Source organism: Methanoregula sp. (genome assembly GCF_050010295.1).
In the GTDB taxonomy this organism is placed as follows: domain Archaea; phylum Halobacteriota; class Methanomicrobia; order Methanomicrobiales; family Methanospirillaceae; genus Methanoregula.
Window position 1 is genome coordinate 22,333 of record NZ_JBEKLH010000011.1, and the last position, 20,166, is coordinate 42,498.

Here is a 20,166-nt window from a genome sequence, read left to right on the forward strand (position 1 = left end):
TCGCCCATGAAAGAGAATGTCCGCAGGATCATCATGTTTTGCACCATCCTTACCCTCGGGTTAATCCTGATCTTCTTCGATGTGACCCTGGTGCAGCTCCTTCTCATGATGGTCGTCATTGCTGTTGTCCTGCCGTTCCTGCTCGGGCTGGTCACGATAACCGAAATCCGTACTGCCTTGGGCAGATCGCGTTCAAAGGAACCGAAGAAGGGGGGCGCAACAAAACCGGAAATGAAAAAAACGGAGCCAAAAAAGCCCGGGATCATCCACCGCCTCAACGTCATGAAATTTTTCGAAAAACCTGAAAGTGCAGACCAGAAACGTCCCCTGAAGACAGAGAAAAAAGAGGCTGGAAAGGCACCCGGGCAGAAGGGTGGGATCGGAGCCCAGTTCGGTTCGTTCCTGTCATCCATAGGCTCTCTTGGCACGGTCCTCAGGCAGCGGAAAAGGCATGAGAAAAAAGTGGACGACATCAACCGGATGCTTGACAAGGCGGTCACGGAAAAAGTCCCGGTCCCGGCCCCTGCCGCCCCGCGCAGTGCTGGAGCGGCCCCCGGTGGAGGAGCCGGCGCGGCTGTCCCTGGTCCCTCGGGCGAAGAAGATCCTTTCCTCTCCCTTTCCAGCGATGAATTCGATGCCGGCCTCCTTGACGACCTCGGTGACATCAACGCCCCGGTTGCATCCCCTGAAGGTCCTGCGCCCGGTGAGGCTTCTGCCTCTTCCTCACCTGGTGCTGAACTGTCGATGCCATCGCTTGACCTGCCGACCGGGGGCGAGGGAGAACCCGGGGCACCTGCTCCGGGAGGCCTGGAAGAGTTCAATGGTCTGGACTCGGCAGAATCGCTCGATTCTGAATTCGGGGAACTCGATAACCTGAGTCTCGATGATGTGGACCTGGATGGAGACACGGGCGGGACAGGTCCGGTCAAAACGGTTACGCCCGATGATACCCAGGAAGGAAAGGTGTCAATGACAGCGGAGCCGGTGGTGACGGGAGAAACGGCCGTCAAGACCGCCTGGATACCTTCCGACGCCCCGAAAAATGCAGACCTTTCCGCAGACCAGGTCTCCACCCAGTCGGATATGGCCTCGTTTGCCGGGGGAGCGAGCGGTACTGACGAGGACCTGCTCAGTTCCATCTCATCCGATGTAAAACATGTAGAAAAGAAAGATGATCTCAGTCTTTTACGGGAACTCAAGGATTTCAGGGCGCCTGCCAGCGATATCGAGAGCGAACTGAGCGACATGTACACGAAACTGAATCCGGCGAACCCGCCCAAGGAAAAGACCGCATCTCCCACCAAAAAATAAAATAACCTCCGGAATACCATTGCTATCAATAACAAGTCTGTTTACCTCAGAATTGTGATCCCGTGTGAGGCCGCATGAAGGAAGTCCCGGCAAAAGTCGAGCATAATAACCAGTGGGTCGTTGTCAAGCTGGGTATCGGAGAGGACAGGATCGTCATCCCGGCACCGGTCAACAGGGAAGTCCTGTTCAAGACGGTTTCGGACGTCGCCGAGAGAAAAAATATTCTGATCGTTACTGCAAAAACCGAGACTGAAGCGGTCTACAAGATCCTTTCCGTAGACAAGGTTATCGAGGTACTGAAAAAACTCATACTCGGCTCCTGCAATGCGTACCGCCTCATGGCGTACTTTATGTCGCCCGCGATCCGGGGTGGGGTGCTCATCCAGAACGCCCAGTGGGAGAAAGGCAGCGTTGTTGTCGTCCATTCCGGTATCTGGTTTGTCAGCCCGGCAAAACAGGTCTGCGTCCCGGTCAACGACGTTGCCGCTATCGAGCTCACCAAACGGGATGTCCAGGGTAAACCCACGGACGTGGTAAGGATCGACCACCTTGAATCCGGTGAAGTTGTCTCAAGCCTCGTCCTCTGCCCCCTCTCCACGCTTCAGGTACTCTACAATTTCCTGAAAGAGACCACTAAGAGCATGGACATGAAAGGGACCGAGCTGGACGGCGTAGACCAGCAGGTAGCCATGCTCATCTACTCCGGCATGGACTCGCATGCCATCGAGAACATGCTCAACCTCCCGCACAAGCAGCTCGATGCCATTTACGACAAGATCATGAAACTGGGCCTTGCCGAAGTCGTCACGATACGCAGAGAGGTGCAGCTTACGACAAAAGGCGTACGGTATATTTCTGACGCCACAAAATCACAAACAAACTGAATAACCTTTAAATCGTATCCCAATACTGTTTTATATCTTGATCCCCCTATCTTTACTTTGATCGTCAATGGGAAAGATTCTAATCGTGGATGATACGCTCTTCATGAGAACTCTTCTTAAAAACATCCTCTTCACCGGCGGGCACACTATCGCCGGCGAAGCAGGTGATGGTGAGGAGGCAGTCGCTCGATACAAGGAACTCAAGCCCGATCTCGTGACCATGGATATCGTTATGCCAAAACAGAACGGTATTGAGGCTCTCAAGGCCATCAAACAGATCGATCCCGCTGCGAAGGTCATCATGTGCACGGCAGTCGGCCAGGAACAGATGGTGAAGCTGGCAATCAAGAGTGGTGCAAAGGGGTATATCGTCAAACCATTCCAGGCTCCCAAAGTGCTCGAAGAAGTAAAGAACGTTCTGACAACCTGATGTTATGACGAAGGTTCTGGTTGTAGATGATTCCGTATTCATGCGTACGGTAATCAGGGACATGATAGCAAAGGATCCGTCACTGGAAGTTGTCGGGACAGCGACAGATGGCCTGGACGCACTCAAGAAGATAGAATCTCTTTCCCCCGATGTCATGACACTGGATATCGAGATGCCCCGGATGTCAGGAATCGAACTCCTTGAAAAGATCGGAAAACAGCCATCCAGACCCCGGATTCTCATGCTCAGTTCACTTACGGAAAAAGATGCAGAGATGACCCGACGGGCAATCGAGCTTGGGGCTGATGATTTCATGCTCAAGCCGGCGGATCTTCCCCGCGTCCGGGACATTGGCGACGAACTGGTACGGAAGATCAAGCATATCCTCACCCTGCCGCCATTATCCTCAGAAGTCCGGCAAAAGAAACCTGCCCCCACTGCCCATGCTGAACCTGCGGAACGTGTCATCCTGATCGGGTCATCGGCCGGGGGCCCCCAGATGCTCGACGAACTGCTTGCAGACCTTCCCGCAGAACTTCCCGCTGGGGTTGTCGTGACCCAGCACATGCCGGTCGGGTTCACTGCGGCGCTCGCGGCCAGGTTCAACCGGATATCGTCCATGCCGGTGAAGGAATCCGAGAACGGGGATATTATAGAAAAAGGAAGGATCATCATCTCCAAAGCCGGGGTCCATACGATCATAACAAGGTTTGTCACGGACAAGGGATGCACAGCCGGTAAGATCGTCCACTCTTCAGCCCCTCCCGTCCACGGGGTCCGGCCTGCAGTGGACAAGACGCTGGTCTCGGCGGCTCAGGTCTTCGGCAAAAACAGCGTTGTCGCCGTCCTGAGCGGGATGGGGAACGATGCAGGAGAAGGGGCCCTTGCAGTAAAAAATGCCGGTGGTATAAGTTTCGTCTGCGATGAGAAGGACTGTCTTGTCTATGGGATGGCCCGGTCGGCTATCACGCACAATGCAGTAGACAAGGTGCTCCCGCTGAACCGGATGGCCAAGGAAATTTCACGTGCCGTGCTGAAAATGGAGGATACCTGTGTCTGAAATGGATGCGTACCGCACCCTTTTTGTTGCGGAATCGCGGGATAACCACGAGAATCTGGTGAAAAATCTCCTGATCATCGAGAAAGGTTCCGATGCGGAAGCGATAGGAGAGATCTTCCGGTCCATCCATACGCTCAAAGGTGCTTCCGCCTCGATGGGGTTCATGCAGCTGGAGCACCTCTGCCATACCATGGAGGACGTGTTCCAGCTTATCCGGAGCGGTGTTGCGGTCATGACCCCCGCCCTTACCAACCTCCTCCTGCGCTGCTCTGACATGATAGAGGAGATGCTCGACGATGTCGATGCCGGTGGCGATACATCATCCAAGAACCCGGATGAACTGGTCAGCTCGTTAAAATCATGGCTCGCAACTGAGGGTGGCGGGAAGGCAGCCAGGCCATCCGCAGCAGCAGCGAGCCCGTCAAACCGGGCAGCTGCGCCACCGGTCGGAGGACCGGTCGCATCTCCAATTCCAGGTGATACGCGCCCGATCTATGACCTCACCATCACCGTTGCCCCGGAATCCATGATGAAAGATGTCCGGGCGCTCATCGTTCTCAACAACCTCGAAGCTATCGGGACGATCATCCTGTCCATCCCATCGAAAGAGCTCGTGGATGAGGGCCAGTTCGATGGCATTCTCGTGGTGAAGATCGCCTGCGACGCTGGCGAGGACGCTCTCCGGACCGCAGCGACGGCTTCGGAGATCCAGTCCGTAGAGATCAAGGCCGGCGCGGTTGCTGAGATCATCCCGGCACCCTCTCCCGCACCGGGAGCCGAGACTGCCGAGAGAGGGCAGCCGGCAGCTTCTGACAAGAGCAGGGAAGTCAAGCACCTGAGAGTGGACATTACCCAGCTCGATCACATCATGAACCTCGTCGAGGACCTGGTGATCAACCGGGGCAGGCTCAAGCAGATTGCCGAGCGGCAGAAACTCAAGGAGATGGACGAAGCCCTCGGCATGGTCGATCGTTCGGTATCGGATCTCCAGAACCTGATGATGAATATCCGGATGATCCCTCTGAACCACATATTCAACCGCCTCCCCCGGGTAGTCAGGGATGTGGCCCAGTACGACGGGAAAGAAGTCGATTTCGTCATGGAAGGGGGAGAGACGGAACTCGACCGCAGCGTGATGGACGGGCTGAATGACCCCCTCCTCCACCTCATCAGGAATGCGGTCAACCACGGGATTGAGAACCCCGACGAGAGGGAAAAAGCCGGAAAACCCCGCAAAGGGTCTGTCAGGCTCAGCGCCCACCGGGACCGTGACAATGTCATCATCGAACTGATCGACGATGGTGCCGGGATCAATGTCGAGAAGGTCAGGAGAAAAGCCGTGGAAAAAGGGCTCATCACCCAGGAAGCTGCGGAAAGCCTGACCACCGACCAGGCGATCGACCTGCTTTTCCAGCCCGGTTTTTCCACTGCCGACAAAATTACGGATATCAGCGGAAGGGGGGTCGGCCTCGACGTTGTACGAAGGTCCATCGAATCACTCAAGGGGACCATCCGGGTAGAGACAACCCCCGGCAAGGGATCGCGGTTCGAGCTGCTGCTCCCGCCGACGATGGCAATTGTCGATGTCATGATCGTCAGGATCAACAGCCGGAGACTTGCCATTCCCATCAGCTCGATCGTTGAAGTTGCATCGTTCCGGAGGGATGCAACCCACCATATCGGGAAGAGCGAGACCATCCTCCTGCGGGAAGAAGTGATCCAGATCTTCCGGCTGGACGACATGGTCGGGATGTCGGATGCGTGTGAAATCCTGATTGTGGTCCAGTACCAGAAGAGGAAGGCCTGCATCCCGGTCGATATTGTTGAAGGAAAACAGGAGGTTGTCGTCAAACCGCTCAGTTCCCTGATCGGCAACACGCGGGGCATCAGCGGGGTTACCATACTTGGCGACGGGGATGTTGTCCCTGTCCTTGATGTGAATACGATGGTGTAGGAGTTGTTCATGAATTTATCGACGGTTCAGAAGGATGCAATTCAGGAATTGGGAAATATCGGGGCTGCCCACGCCGCAACCACCCTTTCCCAGATGCTGGGAAGTAGTGTCGAGATGAGCGTGCCAGGAATAACAATCGTGGATATCGCCCATCTTGGGGAGTATATGGGAGAAGAGTCAGCAGCCATGGTAGCGTTCGAACTCCAGGGCGATATCCCTCACGGGGGATTCATCATCTTTTACATCACCCGCGAATCAGCGATCCGCCTGACCAATACCATGCTGGGACTGACGGAGATGAACCGCCCGATGAACGAGATGGACCAGAGTGCCCTCCTTGAAGTGGGAAATATCATGGTATCTGCGTTTCTCGATGCAACGGCAGAACTCCTTGGGTTTGTCATGCTTCCCTCGCCACCTGCCCTCAGTATCGACATGGCCCATGCCGCGATGCAGACGCTTATCGCCCAGTCGACCGATGATATGGATGAAGTCATGCTCTTCTCCACCGAACTCGTCTGCTCAGAGCATAAGGTCGACAGCGACATCATCCTGATGCCGGAACACAAAACCCTGCAGAAGATCATCGTGCTCCTTGAAAACATGATGAAATCGACATGATCTGCCCTGAAAACCATGTCTGACCCGACCGCCGTAAACGCACAGATGGCGATGATAGGCATCGGAGAATATCGTGTCGGGTCATTCCAGATGGTGACCATCGGTCTGGGTTCATGCATCGGCCTGACTCTCTACGATGACCGGCTGAGGGTAGGTGCGATGGTCCATATCATGTTACCGGACAGCGCCGGGAGGAAGGACCGCCCCGGGAAATATGCTGATACCGCGATCCCGCTGTTGCTGCAGGAGCTCGGTGCTCTCGGTTGCAAGAACCGGAACATCGTTGCGAAGATGGCCGGGGGGGCGAGCATGTTTGAATATTTCGGTGCCAACCTCAATATCGGTGAACGGAATGCTGAAAAGGTACGGGAATTCCTCCTCAGGGAGCATATCAAGCTGGTCGCGGAGGATATCGGGGGCAAGGTCGGAAGATCGGTCACATTCATGCCGGCCCAGGAGGGGAAAGTCTCAGTCAGGAGAGCGGATGGTACGATCCGGGATATCTGAACTTGTTCTCTGCATCGTGCTCCGGTTCCTGGCACGCCCGGTTTCTGCTATAGCTTTTAATGATACCGGTATAGCCGGCTGAATCTTTGTTCCCGCTCCCTGCGACAGGGATTTTAAGCCCGGTCGCCGATTCCCTGATCCAGGCGATCAGAACCGTCCTTTCCGTTCCCGGTTTACAAATATGAGCGTCCGGCCGGGATCTCCCGGCAACTCAACCGGGTAAACACACGGCAGGATTGAGGCGGGGAGCCGGGTACAACTCTCATTTCCGGCTATGTTAAAACCCTATTTTTCTGATCATTTGCTTATATTCTGCTGCGGTTAGGAGGGTTACCCCCTCTCTCAGGTCGAAGAACATTCCGGTTCTTCTCAAGCCTGGTCTTCCCTTCGGGAATCTGAGAGGTTCATCAGAACCTCGAAGATGAGAAGAATTCAGAAGAATTTTTCGAACAGCAGTCTCCCCGAGAGCGATTGATGTTTCCCTGAGGATTTCAACAGATCCTCATTTCCTGTTTTTCAGTGCTTCCAGGCAGTATTGCTCGACCGAGTCCAGGAGCGTTTTTTTTGCCTTTTTACTCCTCGTCTCATCAGCGGATATGATATCACTTGCGATATACCGGAGGACGGTTGCATAGTACTGCATGCTCGGGAACTCCTTCTCAAAGTCTGCAATACATTTGGCAGCATCGTTCTGTTCACTGCTGAACAGGTCAAAGGCAAAATCGAACAGTGTGAGGATCTGGACCGGCATGCCTTTGGTGATCGCCAGTTTCCGGAAACTGTGATAGGTAATCTTCTTAGTGGTGAGGAGCGTTAGTTTGAGACCGAGGTAGATAGGTTCGAGATCGTCCGGGTACTGTTTCAGGAGCTGGTTGACGACGCCTGCAGCGCCGGGAGCATCGCGGTTCTCGAGCTTGTAATAGTACATCTCGCGCAGGAATTGGCTGTCAGTATAAAAACGTTCGGACCCGATATCCAGCAGGCGCTTGCGCATGACCGGATCTTTGGTAATTGCCGCATTCTTCAGACCGATCTCAACGAACCATCTCTCGTTCGGGAACCATTCCAGCCCGGTAAAGATCATCTGCCAGAAGATCTTCTCAAGGAACGACGGGTCATCGATCTCCAGCTGGCGGAGCTGGTTTACCGGCGGCTGTTCCCTGGCCAGTCTCATCATCAGTTCCCGTGCAAGGAGTTCCATCTCGCCGGGGCGGTGTTTTCTGGCAGCATCGTCACTGTCCTTGAACTCGCGCAGCGAGAGGAGATGATAGCAGTAGGCTACCGCGGTACCGAGTTTCGAGTCAAGGGTCGCGTACTCCTTGAGGAAGTCGAGGGCGTGCCCGTAGTCACCGCTCTTCAGCAGCTTGAGGCCGATGACGATCTTGACGCCGGTCTCTGCATCTTTCTTCTTCTTGAACCGCACCGCGTTGACCATCACCTTCCTGACATACTCAAAATCGCTGACATTTGCACTGGAATCGAGGACCTTGAAGGTAATGCTGTCGATGAACTCATCGTAGGCAACATCTGATATATGGGGGAAGGAGTTCTCGAGCGCGGATATGACATATCCGAAAAAGACCGGGAGGTTGGTGTCCACCTTGGCGGAGTTCCGTTCAATATAGCCGTAAAAGTCCTTCTTCAACAGGTGCAGCTTATCGTAGACAATGGCATCCGAAAGCTTCTCCTCCCGCATATAGTGAGAATGGCATGTTAAAATATTAAAAGGTATAATAAGCGGTTTTAGTTCTCGTCCTGAACATAATAATAGAATTCGCCCAGACCCTTCTGTTCCCGGTCAAGGAACGAGCCGGGCTTGTTGATCCGCGGGCGTCCGCTCTGGTCGCGCCGGAACGTTACGTCCAGCACCGCAAGGAACCGGTTCATGCCCTCGCGCATCCGGAACGGCCCCGCGGCAGTGCCGGCAATTCCCGGTTCCCCTTCAAACACCAGGATACGTTCACTGATCATATCGATAAGGTAGATGTCGTGGTCGATCACCATGATGCCGGCTTCCCTGCCCTCGGCATGGTGCTTGATCATCCTCGTCACCCTTACCCGCTGCTCCACGTCGAGGTGTGCGCTGGGTTCATCGAGAATGTACAGGTCGGCGTCCCGCGAGAGGCAGCCGGCGATCGTCACCCGCTGGAGTTCCCCGCCGCTCAGGGAGTCGACAGGCGACTGGAGGATGGGGGTCAGGGAGAGCGCATCGATGATCTCGTGCTGGTAGAGCGAGGAATCGAATTTTGTCGTGCAGCGGCGTAGGAACATCTCCACGCTGTCGGACGTATCGGCCTTGATGTACTGGGGCTTGTAGGAGATCCTCAACGAGGTCTCGATTGTCCCGGTCGTCGGGGTCTCGTCCCCGGCCAGGAGTTTGGCAAACGTGCTCTTGCCCATGCCGTTTGCCCCGACGACGCCCAGCACTTCGCCCGTCCTGACCGTACCCCCGGTGACCTCGAGGCGGAACGTATCGTACTGTTTGGACATCGGGGGTATGATGAAGAGGTCTTCGCGGTCGGAACCTTTCTCGTGCGCCCGCTTCTCGAAGACCACCTGGGTGTCCCGGAACCGGACATTCTCTTCGGCAAGGTAGCCTTCGAGGTACTGGTTGATGCCCACCCTGACCCCCTTGGGGCGGGTGATGATACCGAATACTGCCGGTTTGCCGTAGCCGACGTGGACGGTGTCCGCGAGCATATCGAGGATGGCGAGGTCGTGCTCGACAATGACGACCGGGCGGGACGCTGCAAGGTCGCGGATGAGTTTCGCGGCAGAGATCCGCTGGTAAATGTCCAGGAATGGCGTGATCTCATCGAGGAAGTAGAGGTCGGCTTCCCGGGCAAGGCAGGCTGCGATCGCCACCCGCTGGAGTTCCCCGCCGCTCAGGGCGCTGATCTCGTGGTCGAGGAGTGCATCGAGCTTGAGGGCCGGCAGGATGCCGGCAAGTGCGTCCCGTTCGTCCGTGGTCTTCAGGAGCGTCCTGACCGTCCCGGAGAAGACTTTCGGGATATAATCGATATACTGGGGCTTGCTTGCGATCTTCAGGGTCTTTTTCGATACGGTCTGGAGATAATCGAAGAGCTCGGTGCCGGTATACTGCCTGAGGATCTCATCCCATGCCACTTCGGTATCGAAATTTCCCAGGTTGGGGCGGAGCTGGCCGGACAGGATCTTGATGGCCGTGCTCTTGCCGATGCCATTGGCACCGAGGATACCGGTGACTTTCCCTTCCACCGGGATCGGAAGCCCGTAGAGCGCAAACCCGTTTCTGCCATAGCGGTGGGTGGGGTGCTCGAGTTCTTCGGGAAGGCTCACGATATCGATGGCATCGAACGGGCATTTCTTGATACAGATGCCGCACCCGACGCAGAGTTCCTCGGAGATGAGGGCTTTCCCGTCAGGTCCGATCACAACGGTCTCGTCCCCGGTCCGGACACGGGGACAGTAGAGGATGCATTCGGTACCGCATTTCCGGGCGTGACAGCGGTCTTTATGGACGATAGCAATTCTCATGGAAACCCCAGAAGAGGAATTACCGGGGGATGGCGGTCAGCAGGATCGTCCATGTCATGAACCAGAACGCGAATGTCATGAACCCCTGGTAGAACCAGTCTTTTGCGCCAAGCTTCGAGGTGCTCATGCCGGAGAGCATGAAGATGTGTTTCTGGAGGACAACGCCTACCAGCATGAGCATGAAGCCGAGAAAGCCGTCGTTCTGGAGCCCCGTTGTTCCCGGGATGCCACCGGCATAATAGGCAATGACCCCGGTCAGGATTCCCAGCAGCGATGCGATAAGCGTCCGCTTGATGCGGGCGATATGTTCGGCCTGCTTGTCAGCCTTCGTCTTTGCTTTTTTTGTCTGGACAGGCTTTTCTTCGATGGTATCTCCGCTCATCCCGCATCACCAGTAGTCTTATTTTTTAGTGCGCAAGCCATATGTAATTTGGTATAAACCACCATGGCATCCGAACAGGGCATGAGCGGGATCGACGTGATGGCAATGGCGTCCGAGTTGTCCACGAAGCTGCCGCTCTGGGTCGACAAGGTCTACCAGTTCGACACCCGCACGCTCGCAGTCCGGCTCAATGGCGGGAACAAGGCAAAGTACCAGCTGATCGTTGAAGCCGGCAGGCGGGCCCACCTGGTGAAGGATCTGCCGGAACCCCCGAAGAACCCCCCGCAGTTTGCCATGCTCCTGCGCAAGTACCTCTCCGGGGGAAAAGTGCTGGCCATCCGCCAGCACGGCCTCGAACGGATCCTCATCTTCGATATCGGGAAGGGCAGCCTCACGTACCACCTCATTATCGAACTGTTCGATGAGGGGAATGTCATCCTTGCTGACGATACGTACACTATCATAAAACCGCTCTGGCACCACCGGTTCAGGGACCGGGAGGTCGTCCCGAACGTCCCGTATGTCCTCGGCGGCACCGATCCCACCGGATCCCGTGAGAATCTTGCCGCGGCCCTCAAAAATGACGGCCGCGACCTTGTCCGGGCCCTCGCGACCGGCTGCATGCTCGGCGGGATGTACGCGGAATATATCTGCAGGAAGACCGGCATCGACAAGTCCGCTCCCGCGGTTTCCGCAGACCCGGACGCTATTTTTGCCGCGATACAGGACCTCTTCTCCCGGGTGCTGCACGACCGCTCACCCGTGATCTCGGCAAAGCACTGCGAGCCCGTCGATCTTGGGGAAGGGAACGATGTGCAGTCCTTTCCCACGTTCTCCGAAGCGCTCGAAGCATTCTTCCCTCTTACGAAAACCGAGAAAAAGTCAGCAGCCCGCCCGAAGATAGCAAAGGAAGACCGTATCCGCCTGCACCAGGAAGCAGCGGTAAAGAAATTTGACGCCACTATTCAAAAGAACGGGGAGATTGTCAACGCGATCTACGAGAACTATGCCTTCATCCGGCAGCTCATCACCGCTCTCGATATTGCGAGCAGGCAGCTGTCGTGGCAGGAGATCGAGAAGCACCTCAGGGACACCGTATCGGACGATGCGAAAAAGATCACGGCTTTTTACCCGGGCGAAGCGGCCGTGGAAGTCGATATCGGGAGACGGGTGAGGATCCATGTCCACGAGAGCGTGGAGCAGAACGCCGGGCGGTATCACGATCTCATAAAAAAATTCAAGAGGAAGAAAGCCGGGGCGCTCGCTGCCATGGCGACCGTCCACCCGAAGAAGAAGGTGCAGAAACGGGATTTTATTCCCCTGAAAAAACAGTGGTACCACCGCTTCCGCTGGTTTGTGACGAGCGACGGAGTCGTGGTCCTTGGCGGGCGCGATGCCTCCCAGAACGAGGAACTGGTCAAAAAATACCTGGCCGGGGGCGACCTCTTCGTGCATGCCGACATCCACGGTGCGAGTGTCGTCATCGTCAAGGGGAAGACGGAGCGGATGGACGAGGTCGCGCAGTTTGCGGCCTCCTATTCCGGTGCCTGGAGGAGCGGCCATGGATCGGCCGATGTCTACAGCGCCCTCCCCGCTCAGGTCAGCAAGACTCCCGAGTCCGGGGAGTATGTCTCCCGCGGGTCGTTCATCGTCCGGGGAGAACGGACCTACTACCGGGATGTTCCCCTGGCGGTCGGCATCGGGCTCATGCTTGAACCCCAGGCTGCGGTCATCGGTGGCCCGCCTTCCGCGATACGGGGAAGAACAGCGGCGTACGCGGAACTCACACCCGGGCAGTTTGAACCCAATGATGTGGCAAAAAAAGTCCTGAGGGAACTCAAAGGAAAACTGACAGAAGAAGACGGAAAAGCTCTCAGGGGCATCCTGAACACCGAACGGGTGGCTGCATTCGTGCCCCCGGGCGGTTCCGACATCGTGGGGCACCATGAAGGCTGAGTATGGCGAGATCCGGAGCAATTATGGCGAGATCCGGCTCCTGCCGGAGAGCATCGACGACCTCTGGCACCTCCGCCACCTCATCGGTCCCGGGGACCTTGTCTTCGCCACGAGCTTCCGGAGCGTGGACGCGGCCAGCGACAAGCTCCGCCCCGAGAAGGTGGAGAAACGCCCGGTCCGTCTCGGCCTGCGGGTGGAGCGTGAGGAGTTCTCGGAGCACGGGGTCAGGCTCCGGCTCTCGGGCCTCATCGAGCACGGTGCCGATGCCGGGGCGTACCACACGATCAACGTCGAGACCGGTTACGAGATCTCGGTCATAAAGCAGTGGCGCCCGATCGATCTCGAGCGGATCGCACGAGCGGTAAAGGCGTCGGTCCATGGCGTCGTCCATATCCTGACCCTCGAGGAGGGTGAGGCTGAACTCTTCCGTCTCCGGCAGTACGGGCCGGAGAGTGTCATGACCCTGGTGGCCGGCAGCAGCAAAGGTGCGGAGAGCGGGTCGCGGACCGCTCTGTTCGACCAGCTCCTCCCCCTCATCGCAGAGATCTCCGGCCCGCTCATCATCGCCGGGCCCGGGTTTGTCAAGGACGATTTTGTTCAGTTCACACGGAGCAAAAATTCCCCGGCAGCCGAGCGGGCAATCGTGGTCGAGACACGGCGCATCGGGCGCGGGGCGGTCCAGGATGTCATCGGGAACGGAGCCCTTGACCGGCTGATGGGCGACCTCCAGCTCTCCCGCGAAGTGAAGATGATGGATGAGGTGCTCCTGAGGATCTCGCGGGAAGGTGCAGTCGCCTACGGCCGCCGGGAAGTGGAAGAGGCTATCGGGTACGGCGCGGCAGAGCAGGTCCTGGTCGCTGACACCCTCCTGCGGGATCCCGTGATCACGCGGCTGATAGAAAAAGCCGAGGCGATGAAGGCGACCATCGTCGTGCTCTCGTCCGCGTTCGAACCCGGCGAGCGGCTTGCTGCGCTCGGGGGGATTGCCGCCCTTCTCCGCTACCGCCCGGGTACTTAGTCGGTGCGGCCGGGCCTGCGTGATTAATTTGGATAGAGTACCTTCCTAACCACTATCGTTTTTCAAAAGGTACAATAGAAAAAAATGGATGATCAGATAACGAGAATAATTTCAAAAAAGTGGGCTGTGGAGAAACAAACATGCATACAAATTCACACAGGATTCCCGAAAATCGTTCAGTTACGAGAACCTCCCGCCTCGGGGCCTCTCCGGGGACTGATTGGCTCATAAGAACCAAGAAGTCGAGAAGAATCCGCAAGGATTCTTCGACTTGCTCCATCATGTACGGGTGAAGCAGAGGAAGTTTGAAAAAACTTCCTCCTGCCGAATCTCATAAAAGATATGCGACGGCGGGGCAAGGAAGTTGAATTGCCGCAGGGGTGGTCGCGAGTAGGACATTCTCCAACAGAGAATTTTCTTCAGCCACCCTTCAGCCTTTGAAAAAAAATTCATGGTATCCTGATGTTTCAGCTGTGGATCGCAATCGCGTTACTCAGCGTGGCTGTTGTGCCGTCAGGATTGGTGACGACCACGTTCCAGGAGCCGCTGTAATTTTGCGGGATATCAAAGAATACAACGATCTGGGTGGAAGAGGCCGAGACGATAGCAAACTGTGGGATGGTCTGGGAACCGCTCGTCAGGCTGACGGTAGCACCGACAACGAAATTCGTCCCGGTTATCGTGTACGAGGTGTGACTTGGCGAGATCATAAAAGATTGACTTATACTTGTGATCGTCGGTCCGCCCGATGACGTGGTGGTGGTCGCGGTGGCCGAGGTGCTCTGATGAACGATGAACCCGTTGCTGTATTTACCGACATACCCGTTCGGGTTGGTGACGTACACGTCCCAGGCCCCGACGGTTGCGTTCGACGGGATGGCAAAGGTACAGGTGATGGTGCTGGAGGATACCACGGATACCCCGGTCGCCGAGATATTCTGGCCGGCGGAGTTTTTCAGTTGCACCGTTGCCCCGGAAATGAAGTTGTAGCCTGCCAGTGAAGTTATCGATACCGAGGTACCCGCATATCCGTAATACGGAGAGATGCTCTGTATCGTGGGGGCCGCGCCGGATGTGGTAGTCGTCGCCGTTGGTACGGTTGTCGGGAGGGGGGTATATATCGGGACCGTGGTCACCGGCACGGGAGTTGCTGTCGGAACGGGGGTGCCTATCGGCACCTGGGAGACGGGGATGTTCTTAATGTAATTCGTGTATATTTTCTCGAGTGTCGATCGGTCCATGGTTTCCGTACTGGAATCGGTGCGGTACCCCCAGCTCCCGTCGCTGTTGGGAAAAATAATCGCTCGTGCATACGTGTCAGTTCCTGCATCGTAGCTGACGATGAGGACTCCGCTCGTGGAACTCGATTTCGGGTTTTTGAGAATATCGCCGGCCTTGTACAGGGGCGAAGAAGACGCTGCGGTTGTCGCAGCACCGGAAACTCCTGCCTGGGATCCCGTGCCGGAGGAAGACTGGGAACCGGAGCATCCCGACAGGAAGACGGCCAGTACGAGAAGGAGGACCGCTAGGGTTGCGATGAGATGATTGTTGTTCATAATGAGTATTTCGAGCAGCCACTATAAAAAACCGGTATTTCAATGACGTTCGTGCATCTCCGGAACCCTGTTTTTTTTGGATTGCAGGGATATTCTCCGAAAGGATAGCGAATACCTGACCGGATCCGAAAAAAATGGGAAAAAAGGACTCAGGACAGTTATGCTGCTTCTTTCTTCTCCGGTCTCTTGTAGGTCTCGACAAGGGTGATCTCCGAGATCCCCGCGATCAGTTCGAAACCCTCGTGGAGTATCCGCCCGCGCCAGAGGAGCCAGCGGCGGTCATAGTTGATCCCGGGCGGGAGGGTGACGGTCGCCTTGTCGCCGTCGATCGTTACCTCCATCTCCCTGCCTGCATAGAGGCGGATGAGGCCTTTCAACTGGTCGAGAGGTTCGGTCACATCTTCCTCAATTTTGTACTGGTACGTGAGGGCCTGCCCGGCAAGGGCCGGGTTGAAGTCCACGATGACCCGCGAACCGATGACGTCGACGACCGTACCCTCGCCCTGCTCCTCGATCTTCACCGGCATGCCGCGGACCGGTTTCTCGGTAAACTTGCTCTTGGGGAATGACTGGATCTTCTTCGGGTCGCGCTCCCCGAATGCCTTCCCGGGCTGGACGGTGACTTCGCCTTCGGTACCGGCTTGCTTGCCAACGAGTTCTTCGTCGAGACCGGTGATGACGTGCTTCTGGCCGACACAGATCGTGACCGGGCCGTACACCGCATCCGGGCTGTGGATGCCTGCTTTTTTTGCCTCTTCCTCGTCAGTGGTATCAAAAACATTGCCATTGACGGTGCCCGTATAACTCAGCCTGATAAAATCTCCTTCTCGTATTGCCATGGTTCACCTGACTATAGTACGTGACTATATTAAATCGCAATAAAGACAGATAAACGTGTGGCACACCCATGCTCGAAGTGGAACTCAAGGTAAGGATACCCTCGCTCGATCCGGTTCGTGAAGATCTCACCAGAAAAAATGCACAATTCCGTGGCAGGGTTCATGAACACGATATCTATTATAACGCCCCCCACCGCGATTTCGCCCTGACCGATGAAGCCGTCCGGGTGCGGTACACGGACGACCGTGCGGTTGTCACGTACAAGGGACCGAAGATCAGGAAATACGGGCTTAAAGCGCGGGAGGAACTGAACTTCGCCGTGGAGTCCGGGGAAGCCTTCGAGACGATGCTCGCCCGGCTCGGGTTTACGAAGACGACCGAAGTGAACAAGTGGCGCGAGAACTACACCCTGGGTACTGCGTCGATCTCGCTCGATACGGTCGAGGAGCTCGGGACCTTTGCCGAGATTGAAGTGATCGCCCGGGACGAGAACGAGAACCCAACGGAAATGATCGGGAAGATCGCAAAAGAGATTGGGGTTGAGGGCGAGCCTATCCTCGCCTCGTACCTGGAACTGCTCCTCGCGAAGCGGAAGACGGGATAGCTCGAATGTTATCCGATTCGCTCATATTTTGGGGATATCGATTTTTCGGTAGTTGTAAATTTTCTGTGCTAGCCTTTATAAAATTCAATTCTCGGCAGATCTGATCGCCCCCTCTTGCGCCACCAGTCCCCCTTGGGGGACGGGGCGCATTGCGATGCCTCCCCGGGGAAACAGGTAATACGGCACTATCGCTACCGGGGGTGCCTCAGCGGCGGGGTTCGAGTGGTTCATCAGAACCACGAGAATGAGAAGAACTCGCAAGAGTTCTTCGAAGCATGTCCGATAGGTCGAAGAACCGTTCGGGTTCTTCTCCTGTCTCATCTCTGATGAGATTCGACACCCCCGAGAGCGTCATCATGAAAAGAGAAAAGTCAGTCAGAGATCGTGTAGAATTTAAAACGAATAGAGATTATTTGGCCGGTGGACTTTTCCGCCTCCCTGACCTTAACTGCTGATCATTCAGACCGTCAGCAGTTCAACCTTGATGTCCCGGGCCTCGGTGCCGAAGTGGAGCATGGCACAGTAGCCGTCCATTGCCGGGCCGGGGTTGATGATCTTGACTCCGTCGATGTCCATCACGCCCCGCTGGTCGTGGATGTGGGCGCAGCAGACCAGGTCGAAGGACTTTATATGCTTCCGGATGCTGTGGCTGCCGACGTGGTCGCCGTTCACCCTGTCGAGCGTCTCGAACGGGGGTGCATGGCAGAGGAGGACGTTGTGGACCGTCTTCTCCATCTTCCTCATCGCGCCGTGCAAAACGTCATCTATCTGCTTGTCGGTCAGCTCGAACGGCGTCCCGAAGGGTGTAGGGTTTGAACCCCCTACGCCAACAAGGGTCATCTTCCCGAGGTTGATCTGGGCGCCGTGCATGCACACCGTATCCGAGTGTTCGAGCGTATCGAGGATCTCACGCGGGTCGCAGTTGCCGGGCACTGCAAAACACGGCACGTCGATGCGCGAGAGCACGTCATCGACCGCGTCAACGGGACCCATATTGGTGATATCGCCTGCAATAAATACCGCTTCTGGACTCAACTCCAGAAATGAATCAATTTTACCGAATTGACCATGGAGATCTGCTATCAGAAGCACATCTTTCATGGTATATCATTTGAAGGGTGTCTAAAAAACCTTATCTCAGGATCGTTCCACGAACCCGTGAGCCTGCCCGATAATGCCAGTTTTCCGCAGAGTTTTTCCACATCCTTCAGGAGTGGACGCGCGGTTGTCCCGGCAAGCGGGGTCCCGGGCAGGGGGAGGAAGCGGTGGACATGGATCTTCCCGGACCGGGCCGTCCAGGCTATCAGATCGGCAGTCGCTCGCTGGTCTTCGTCAGTCTCAAAAGGGAGCCCGACAATGAAGTCCACGACCGGCTGGATACCGCAATCCCGGCAGAGCTCGACTGCGTGGACGACATCGCCGACCGAATGGCCCCGGCCGAGGAGGCCGAGGACCCGGTCGCTGCCGGACTGGGCCCCGAAGTGGAGCTTCGTATTGGCGCAGTATCGCTCTACCAGCGAGAGCGACTCGGAGCAGACAAATTCCGGGCGCACCTCGCTTGGGAACGTGCCGAAATAGATCTCGTGCCGGAGGGATTTGAGGAGATGCTCAATCTTGTCCCAGCGGGGATGGACCCCGTCGGACCCGTACGCAAACGCGTTGGGAGAGACGAACCGGGCCTGCCCGTACCGGTTCGCGTACCGGGCAACCTCATCGATGGAGCGGTGCCGCATGCAGTGGCCGAAGATCTGCGGGGTCTGGCAGTAGCCGCAGGAGAACGGGCAGCCCCGGGAGATCTCGACATAGCCTTTCATGCCGGAAAATGCCGGGTACGCGTTGAGGTTCACGCAGGTGTCGGCCTGCACTGCATGATCCCCGGTGACGACCCCCGGAATATGGCCGTCGCCCCCGTTTTCGAGGTCCCTGAGAAGGCGGGGGAGCGTATATTCCCCTTCGCCGGTGACGACATAACCGGCATACTCCGCCACTTCCCGGGGGCAGGCCGTGGCATGCGGCCCGCCCGCGATGGTGATGCAGCCGGCCCGGGCTATCTCGTCCCGGTACCAGGGTGCATTGATCGAGTTGAGGCTGTAGCAGGTGACATCCCCGGCCGGCGTATTGACAGGATTCAGCCGGATCCCGTCACGTTCACAGGCAGCGCTCAGGACCGCTTGGGAATTCCGGGCCGCGTGGATGACCCGCCAGTTGACCTGCATGATGAACGAAGGAGTGTATTTGGCAGATGAATAAAAAGAGTGCTCGTGGATTCCGGCATCTGTTAATGGACCGTGTACGGGCTGAGGACATCGGCGACTTTGTAGGTCACGCCGTTCATCATGGTCATGTACACGACAACCCGGTCGGTCTGTTTCGTGCCCTGGAGGATTACTTCGTCACCTTTTTTTGTCCCAATCGTTCTGGTAACGATCTGGCCATCTGCCCGATAGAGGGTTACATTAATAGCCGCTATCAGGTTCTGCTCCATGCCTCCATTAAAGATAACCGGGATAGTACCGTCGTACACTTTTTCCTGTACGGTCAGCGTCTCCGCGATGTTCGCCGGCATCGCATCGGTCGGTGAGGTGGTAAGGCTCCCCCCGGCCGGGGCTGATCCGGAAGCGGTGCCTGTCGGCGGCGATGACGTGCCTGCCGGGCCCGGTGAACCAGTACATCCGGCAAAAAGTATTGCTGCGCAGAGAAGTAATGTCAACGGCAGCGCAATGGTATCCTGCATACCAGAACCTGTGAGCCGGTGTTATATGATGCTTGCGCTTGGGGTTCCTGCCCATCTGAGAAACTTCGTGGATTGGATCACGGCGCGGTACGGAGCGGGACTTTTGAAACAATACCGGCAACCCATTTTTTATTATGATTGGATGGAGAGATCAGCTATGAAAAAGTCCTGTCTTGCTATAATTGTCATCTCGCTGGTCCTTCTGTTGGGGATAGCTCTCGCCGGATGCACACAATATCCAGGCAGTAGTCAGGCACAACCGACCGGAAATGCCGTAACACCTGCCCAGACCCCGGAGCAATCCGGCAGCGGAGGCTCGTCCTTATCGATTGCGTTCTCGACCCCGGACTCACATGCCCGGCAAAATAATAACCCTCCGCGGACGGGAGGATCGCCGAGGACGTATGTGGTAGCAATGACAGCAACCGATAACGGCACGGCAATTACTGCGACATACCGGGGTGGGCAGGATGCTGCATATCTTGTAGCGGTCACCCTGTCCATCAACGGTGCGGAGACCGGTGAGATGAGCATCCCCCCTGGGAGCGGACAGACCTCATTGCCCATCGGAACCCATGAAACGTTCCCGGTAACGGGTTCAGATAACCATCTTGTTGCAGTCGGGCATTTTAGCGATGGGGCAACAAAGGTGATTTTTGATCAGACTATCTGACATTTTTATCAGAACTATGATACGTTTCTCAAAGGTACCGGTGAGGATTGCATTCCTGAAACGACAATGATCCCGGTACCGGTATCCCCATCTCCTGAGAGTAAAAATACTGAAGAGGAA

At 56.4% G+C, this 20,166-nt stretch carries 19 protein-coding genes; 11 read left to right on the top strand and 8 right to left on the bottom strand.

Features of this window, described 5'->3' with window-relative positions; translation table 11 throughout:
- The first annotated feature begins 6 nt into the window (after window positions 1-6).
- From ABSB80_RS12025 to ABSB80_RS12055, 7 genes are all read left to right on the top strand, one after another.
- Complete coding sequence (locus ABSB80_RS12025) at window positions 7-1,311, top strand: hypothetical protein (protein ID WP_428370869.1); 1,305 nt, start codon at window positions 7-9, stop codon at window positions 1,309-1,311.
- Window positions 1,312-1,385: 74 nt separating this feature from the next.
- Window positions 1,386-2,195: a DUF8579 domain-containing protein gene (locus tag ABSB80_RS12030; RefSeq protein ID WP_428370870.1), complete on the top strand. Its 810-nt coding sequence runs from the start codon at window positions 1,386-1,388 to the stop codon at window positions 2,193-2,195.
- Window positions 2,196-2,262: 67 nt separating this feature from the next.
- Window positions 2,263-2,625, top strand: coding sequence for a response regulator (locus tag ABSB80_RS12035; RefSeq protein ID WP_428370871.1), 363 nt, complete (start codon window positions 2,263-2,265; stop codon window positions 2,623-2,625).
- A gap of 4 nt (window positions 2,626-2,629) precedes the next feature.
- On the top strand, window positions 2,630-3,685 hold the full coding sequence (gene cheB / locus ABSB80_RS12040; protein ID WP_428370872.1) for a chemotaxis-specific protein-glutamate methyltransferase CheB: 1,056 nt from the start codon (window positions 2,630-2,632) through the stop codon (window positions 3,683-3,685).
- A gap of 1 nt (window position 3,686) precedes the next feature.
- Window positions 3,687-5,639 (top strand): chemotaxis protein CheW, encoded by a 1,953-nt coding sequence (locus tag ABSB80_RS12045; protein WP_428370911.1) that lies wholly within the window; start codon window positions 3,687-3,689, stop codon window positions 5,637-5,639.
- Between the two features lie 9 nt (window positions 5,640-5,648).
- Window positions 5,649-6,260 carry a chemotaxis protein CheC gene (locus ABSB80_RS12050; protein ID WP_428370873.1) on the top strand — a complete coding sequence of 204 codons (612 nt, stop codon included), beginning with the start codon at window positions 5,649-5,651 and terminating at the stop codon, window positions 6,258-6,260.
- Between the two features lie 15 nt (window positions 6,261-6,275).
- Window positions 6,276-6,767: a chemotaxis protein CheD gene (locus ABSB80_RS12055; protein WP_428370874.1), complete on the top strand. Its 492-nt coding sequence runs from the start codon at window positions 6,276-6,278 to the stop codon at window positions 6,765-6,767.
- Between the two features lie 502 nt (window positions 6,768-7,269).
- On the opposite strand, the gene ABSB80_RS12060 is transcribed toward ABSB80_RS12055, so the two are convergent.
- Genes ABSB80_RS12060 through ABSB80_RS12070 form a run of 3 tightly spaced genes read right to left on the bottom strand, consistent with a single transcriptional unit; the run spans window position 7,270 to window position 10,665 of the window.
- Window positions 7,270-8,463, bottom strand: a complete 1,194-nt coding sequence (locus ABSB80_RS12060; protein ID WP_428370875.1) for a hypothetical protein — start codon at window positions 8,461-8,463, stop codon at window positions 7,270-7,272.
- Between the two features lie 47 nt (window positions 8,464-8,510).
- Window positions 8,511-10,283 carry a ribosome biogenesis/translation initiation ATPase RLI gene (locus ABSB80_RS12065; protein ID WP_428370876.1) on the bottom strand — a complete coding sequence of 591 codons (1,773 nt, stop codon included), beginning with the start codon at window positions 10,281-10,283 and terminating at the stop codon, window positions 8,511-8,513.
- A gap of 19 nt (window positions 10,284-10,302) precedes the next feature.
- Entirely contained in the window at window positions 10,303-10,665 is a 363-nt protein-coding gene (locus ABSB80_RS12070) for an EMC6-like membrane protein (RefSeq protein WP_428370877.1), read from the bottom strand.
- A 63-nt stretch (window positions 10,666-10,728) separates the two neighbouring features.
- On the opposite strand from ABSB80_RS12070, the gene rqcH reads away from it, so the two are divergent.
- Window positions 10,729-12,621: a ribosome rescue protein RqcH gene (rqcH, locus tag ABSB80_RS12075; protein ID WP_428370878.1), complete on the top strand. Its 1,893-nt coding sequence runs from the start codon at window positions 10,729-10,731 to the stop codon at window positions 12,619-12,621.
- Window positions 12,611-13,639: an mRNA surveillance protein pelota gene (locus tag ABSB80_RS12080; protein ID WP_428370879.1), complete on the top strand. Its 1,029-nt coding sequence runs from the start codon at window positions 12,611-12,613 to the stop codon at window positions 13,637-13,639. Before rqcH ends, ABSB80_RS12080 begins: the two co-directional genes overlap by 11 nt.
- 467 nt (window positions 13,640-14,106) lie before the next feature.
- Here the strand turns inward: ABSB80_RS12080 and ABSB80_RS12085 are convergent, their stop codons facing one another.
- On the bottom strand, window positions 14,107-15,195 hold the full coding sequence (locus ABSB80_RS12085; protein ID WP_428370880.1) for a hypothetical protein: 1,089 nt from the start codon (window positions 15,193-15,195) through the stop codon (window positions 14,107-14,109).
- Window positions 15,196-15,353: 158 nt separating this feature from the next.
- Window positions 15,354-16,034 carry an FKBP-type peptidyl-prolyl cis-trans isomerase gene (locus tag ABSB80_RS12090; protein WP_428370881.1) on the bottom strand — a complete coding sequence of 227 codons (681 nt, stop codon included), beginning with the start codon at window positions 16,032-16,034 and terminating at the stop codon, window positions 15,354-15,356.
- A 68-nt stretch (window positions 16,035-16,102) separates the two neighbouring features.
- Here ABSB80_RS12090 and cyaB point away from each other — a divergent pair, with 68 nt between their 5' ends.
- A complete protein-coding gene (gene cyaB, locus ABSB80_RS12095) occupies window positions 16,103-16,639 on the top strand; it encodes a class IV adenylate cyclase (RefSeq protein WP_428370882.1) in 537 nt (178 codons plus the stop codon).
- A 459-nt stretch (window positions 16,640-17,098) separates the two neighbouring features.
- On the opposite strand, the gene ABSB80_RS12100 is transcribed toward cyaB, so the two are convergent.
- From ABSB80_RS12100 to ABSB80_RS12110, 3 genes are all read right to left on the bottom strand, one after another.
- The gene (locus ABSB80_RS12100; RefSeq protein ID WP_428370883.1) at window positions 17,099-17,740 is read right to left on the bottom strand and encodes a metallophosphoesterase family protein; all 642 of its coding nucleotides are present in this window, start codon (window positions 17,738-17,740) and stop codon (window positions 17,099-17,101) included.
- Window positions 17,737-18,855 carry a TIGR04013 family B12-binding domain/radical SAM domain-containing protein gene (locus tag ABSB80_RS12105; RefSeq protein ID WP_428370884.1) on the bottom strand — a complete coding sequence of 373 codons (1,119 nt, stop codon included), beginning with the start codon at window positions 18,853-18,855 and terminating at the stop codon, window positions 17,737-17,739. The genes ABSB80_RS12100 and ABSB80_RS12105 overlap by 4 nt, the downstream gene beginning before the upstream one ends.
- 62 nt (window positions 18,856-18,917) lie before the next feature.
- Entirely contained in the window at window positions 18,918-19,373 is a 456-nt protein-coding gene (locus ABSB80_RS12110; RefSeq protein ID WP_428370885.1) for a hypothetical protein, read from the bottom strand.
- Between the two features lie 157 nt (window positions 19,374-19,530).
- Between ABSB80_RS12110 and ABSB80_RS12115 the strand changes: the two genes are divergently transcribed.
- The gene (locus tag ABSB80_RS12115) at window positions 19,531-20,046 is read left to right on the top strand and encodes a hypothetical protein (RefSeq protein ID WP_428370886.1); all 516 of its coding nucleotides are present in this window, start codon (window positions 19,531-19,533) and stop codon (window positions 20,044-20,046) included.
- The last annotated feature ends 120 nt before the right edge of the window (window positions 20,047-20,166 follow it).

What these genes read in the sequence shown, in the direction of transcription:
- ABSB80_RS12025 (WP_428370869.1), top strand. Translation starts at nt 7, where the DNA reads ATGAAAGAGAATGTCCGCAGGATCATCATGTTTTGCACCATCCTTACC.
- ABSB80_RS12030 (WP_428370870.1), top strand. Translation starts at nt 1,386, where the DNA reads ATGAAGGAAGTCCCGGCAAAAGTCGAGCATAATAACCAGTGGGTCGTT.
- ABSB80_RS12035 (WP_428370871.1), top strand. Translation starts at nt 2,263, where the DNA reads ATGGGAAAGATTCTAATCGTGGATGATACGCTCTTCATGAGAACTCTT.
- cheB (WP_428370872.1), top strand. Translation starts at nt 2,630, where the DNA reads ATGACGAAGGTTCTGGTTGTAGATGATTCCGTATTCATGCGTACGGTA.
- ABSB80_RS12045 (WP_428370911.1), top strand. Translation starts at nt 3,687, where the DNA reads ATGGATGCGTACCGCACCCTTTTTGTTGCGGAATCGCGGGATAACCAC.
- ABSB80_RS12050 (WP_428370873.1), top strand. Translation starts at nt 5,649, where the DNA reads ATGAATTTATCGACGGTTCAGAAGGATGCAATTCAGGAATTGGGAAAT.
- ABSB80_RS12055 (WP_428370874.1), top strand. Translation starts at nt 6,276, where the DNA reads ATGTCTGACCCGACCGCCGTAAACGCACAGATGGCGATGATAGGCATC.
- ABSB80_RS12060 (WP_428370875.1), bottom strand. Translation starts at nt 8,463, where the DNA reads ATGCGGGAGGAGAAGCTTTCGGATGCCATTGTCTACGATAAGCTGCAC.
- ABSB80_RS12065 (WP_428370876.1), bottom strand. Translation starts at nt 10,283, where the DNA reads ATGAGAATTGCTATCGTCCATAAAGACCGCTGTCACGCCCGGAAATGC.
- ABSB80_RS12070 (WP_428370877.1), bottom strand. Translation starts at nt 10,665, where the DNA reads ATGAGCGGAGATACCATCGAAGAAAAGCCTGTCCAGACAAAAAAAGCA.
- rqcH (WP_428370878.1), top strand. Translation starts at nt 10,729, where the DNA reads ATGGCATCCGAACAGGGCATGAGCGGGATCGACGTGATGGCAATGGCG.
- ABSB80_RS12080 (WP_428370879.1), top strand. Translation starts at nt 12,611, where the DNA reads ATGAAGGCTGAGTATGGCGAGATCCGGAGCAATTATGGCGAGATCCGG.
- ABSB80_RS12085 (WP_428370880.1), bottom strand. Translation starts at nt 15,195, where the DNA reads ATGAACAACAATCATCTCATCGCAACCCTAGCGGTCCTCCTTCTCGTA.
- ABSB80_RS12090 (WP_428370881.1), bottom strand. Translation starts at nt 16,034, where the DNA reads ATGGCAATACGAGAAGGAGATTTTATCAGGCTGAGTTATACGGGCACC.
- cyaB (WP_428370882.1), top strand. Translation starts at nt 16,103, where the DNA reads ATGCTCGAAGTGGAACTCAAGGTAAGGATACCCTCGCTCGATCCGGTT.
- ABSB80_RS12100 (WP_428370883.1), bottom strand. Translation starts at nt 17,740, where the DNA reads ATGAAAGATGTGCTTCTGATAGCAGATCTCCATGGTCAATTCGGTAAA.
- ABSB80_RS12105 (WP_428370884.1), bottom strand. Translation starts at nt 18,855, where the DNA reads ATGCAGGTCAACTGGCGGGTCATCCACGCGGCCCGGAATTCCCAAGCG.
- ABSB80_RS12110 (WP_428370885.1), bottom strand. Translation starts at nt 19,373, where the DNA reads ATGCAGGATACCATTGCGCTGCCGTTGACATTACTTCTCTGCGCAGCA.
- ABSB80_RS12115 (WP_428370886.1), top strand. Translation starts at nt 19,531, where the DNA reads ATGAAAAAGTCCTGTCTTGCTATAATTGTCATCTCGCTGGTCCTTCTG.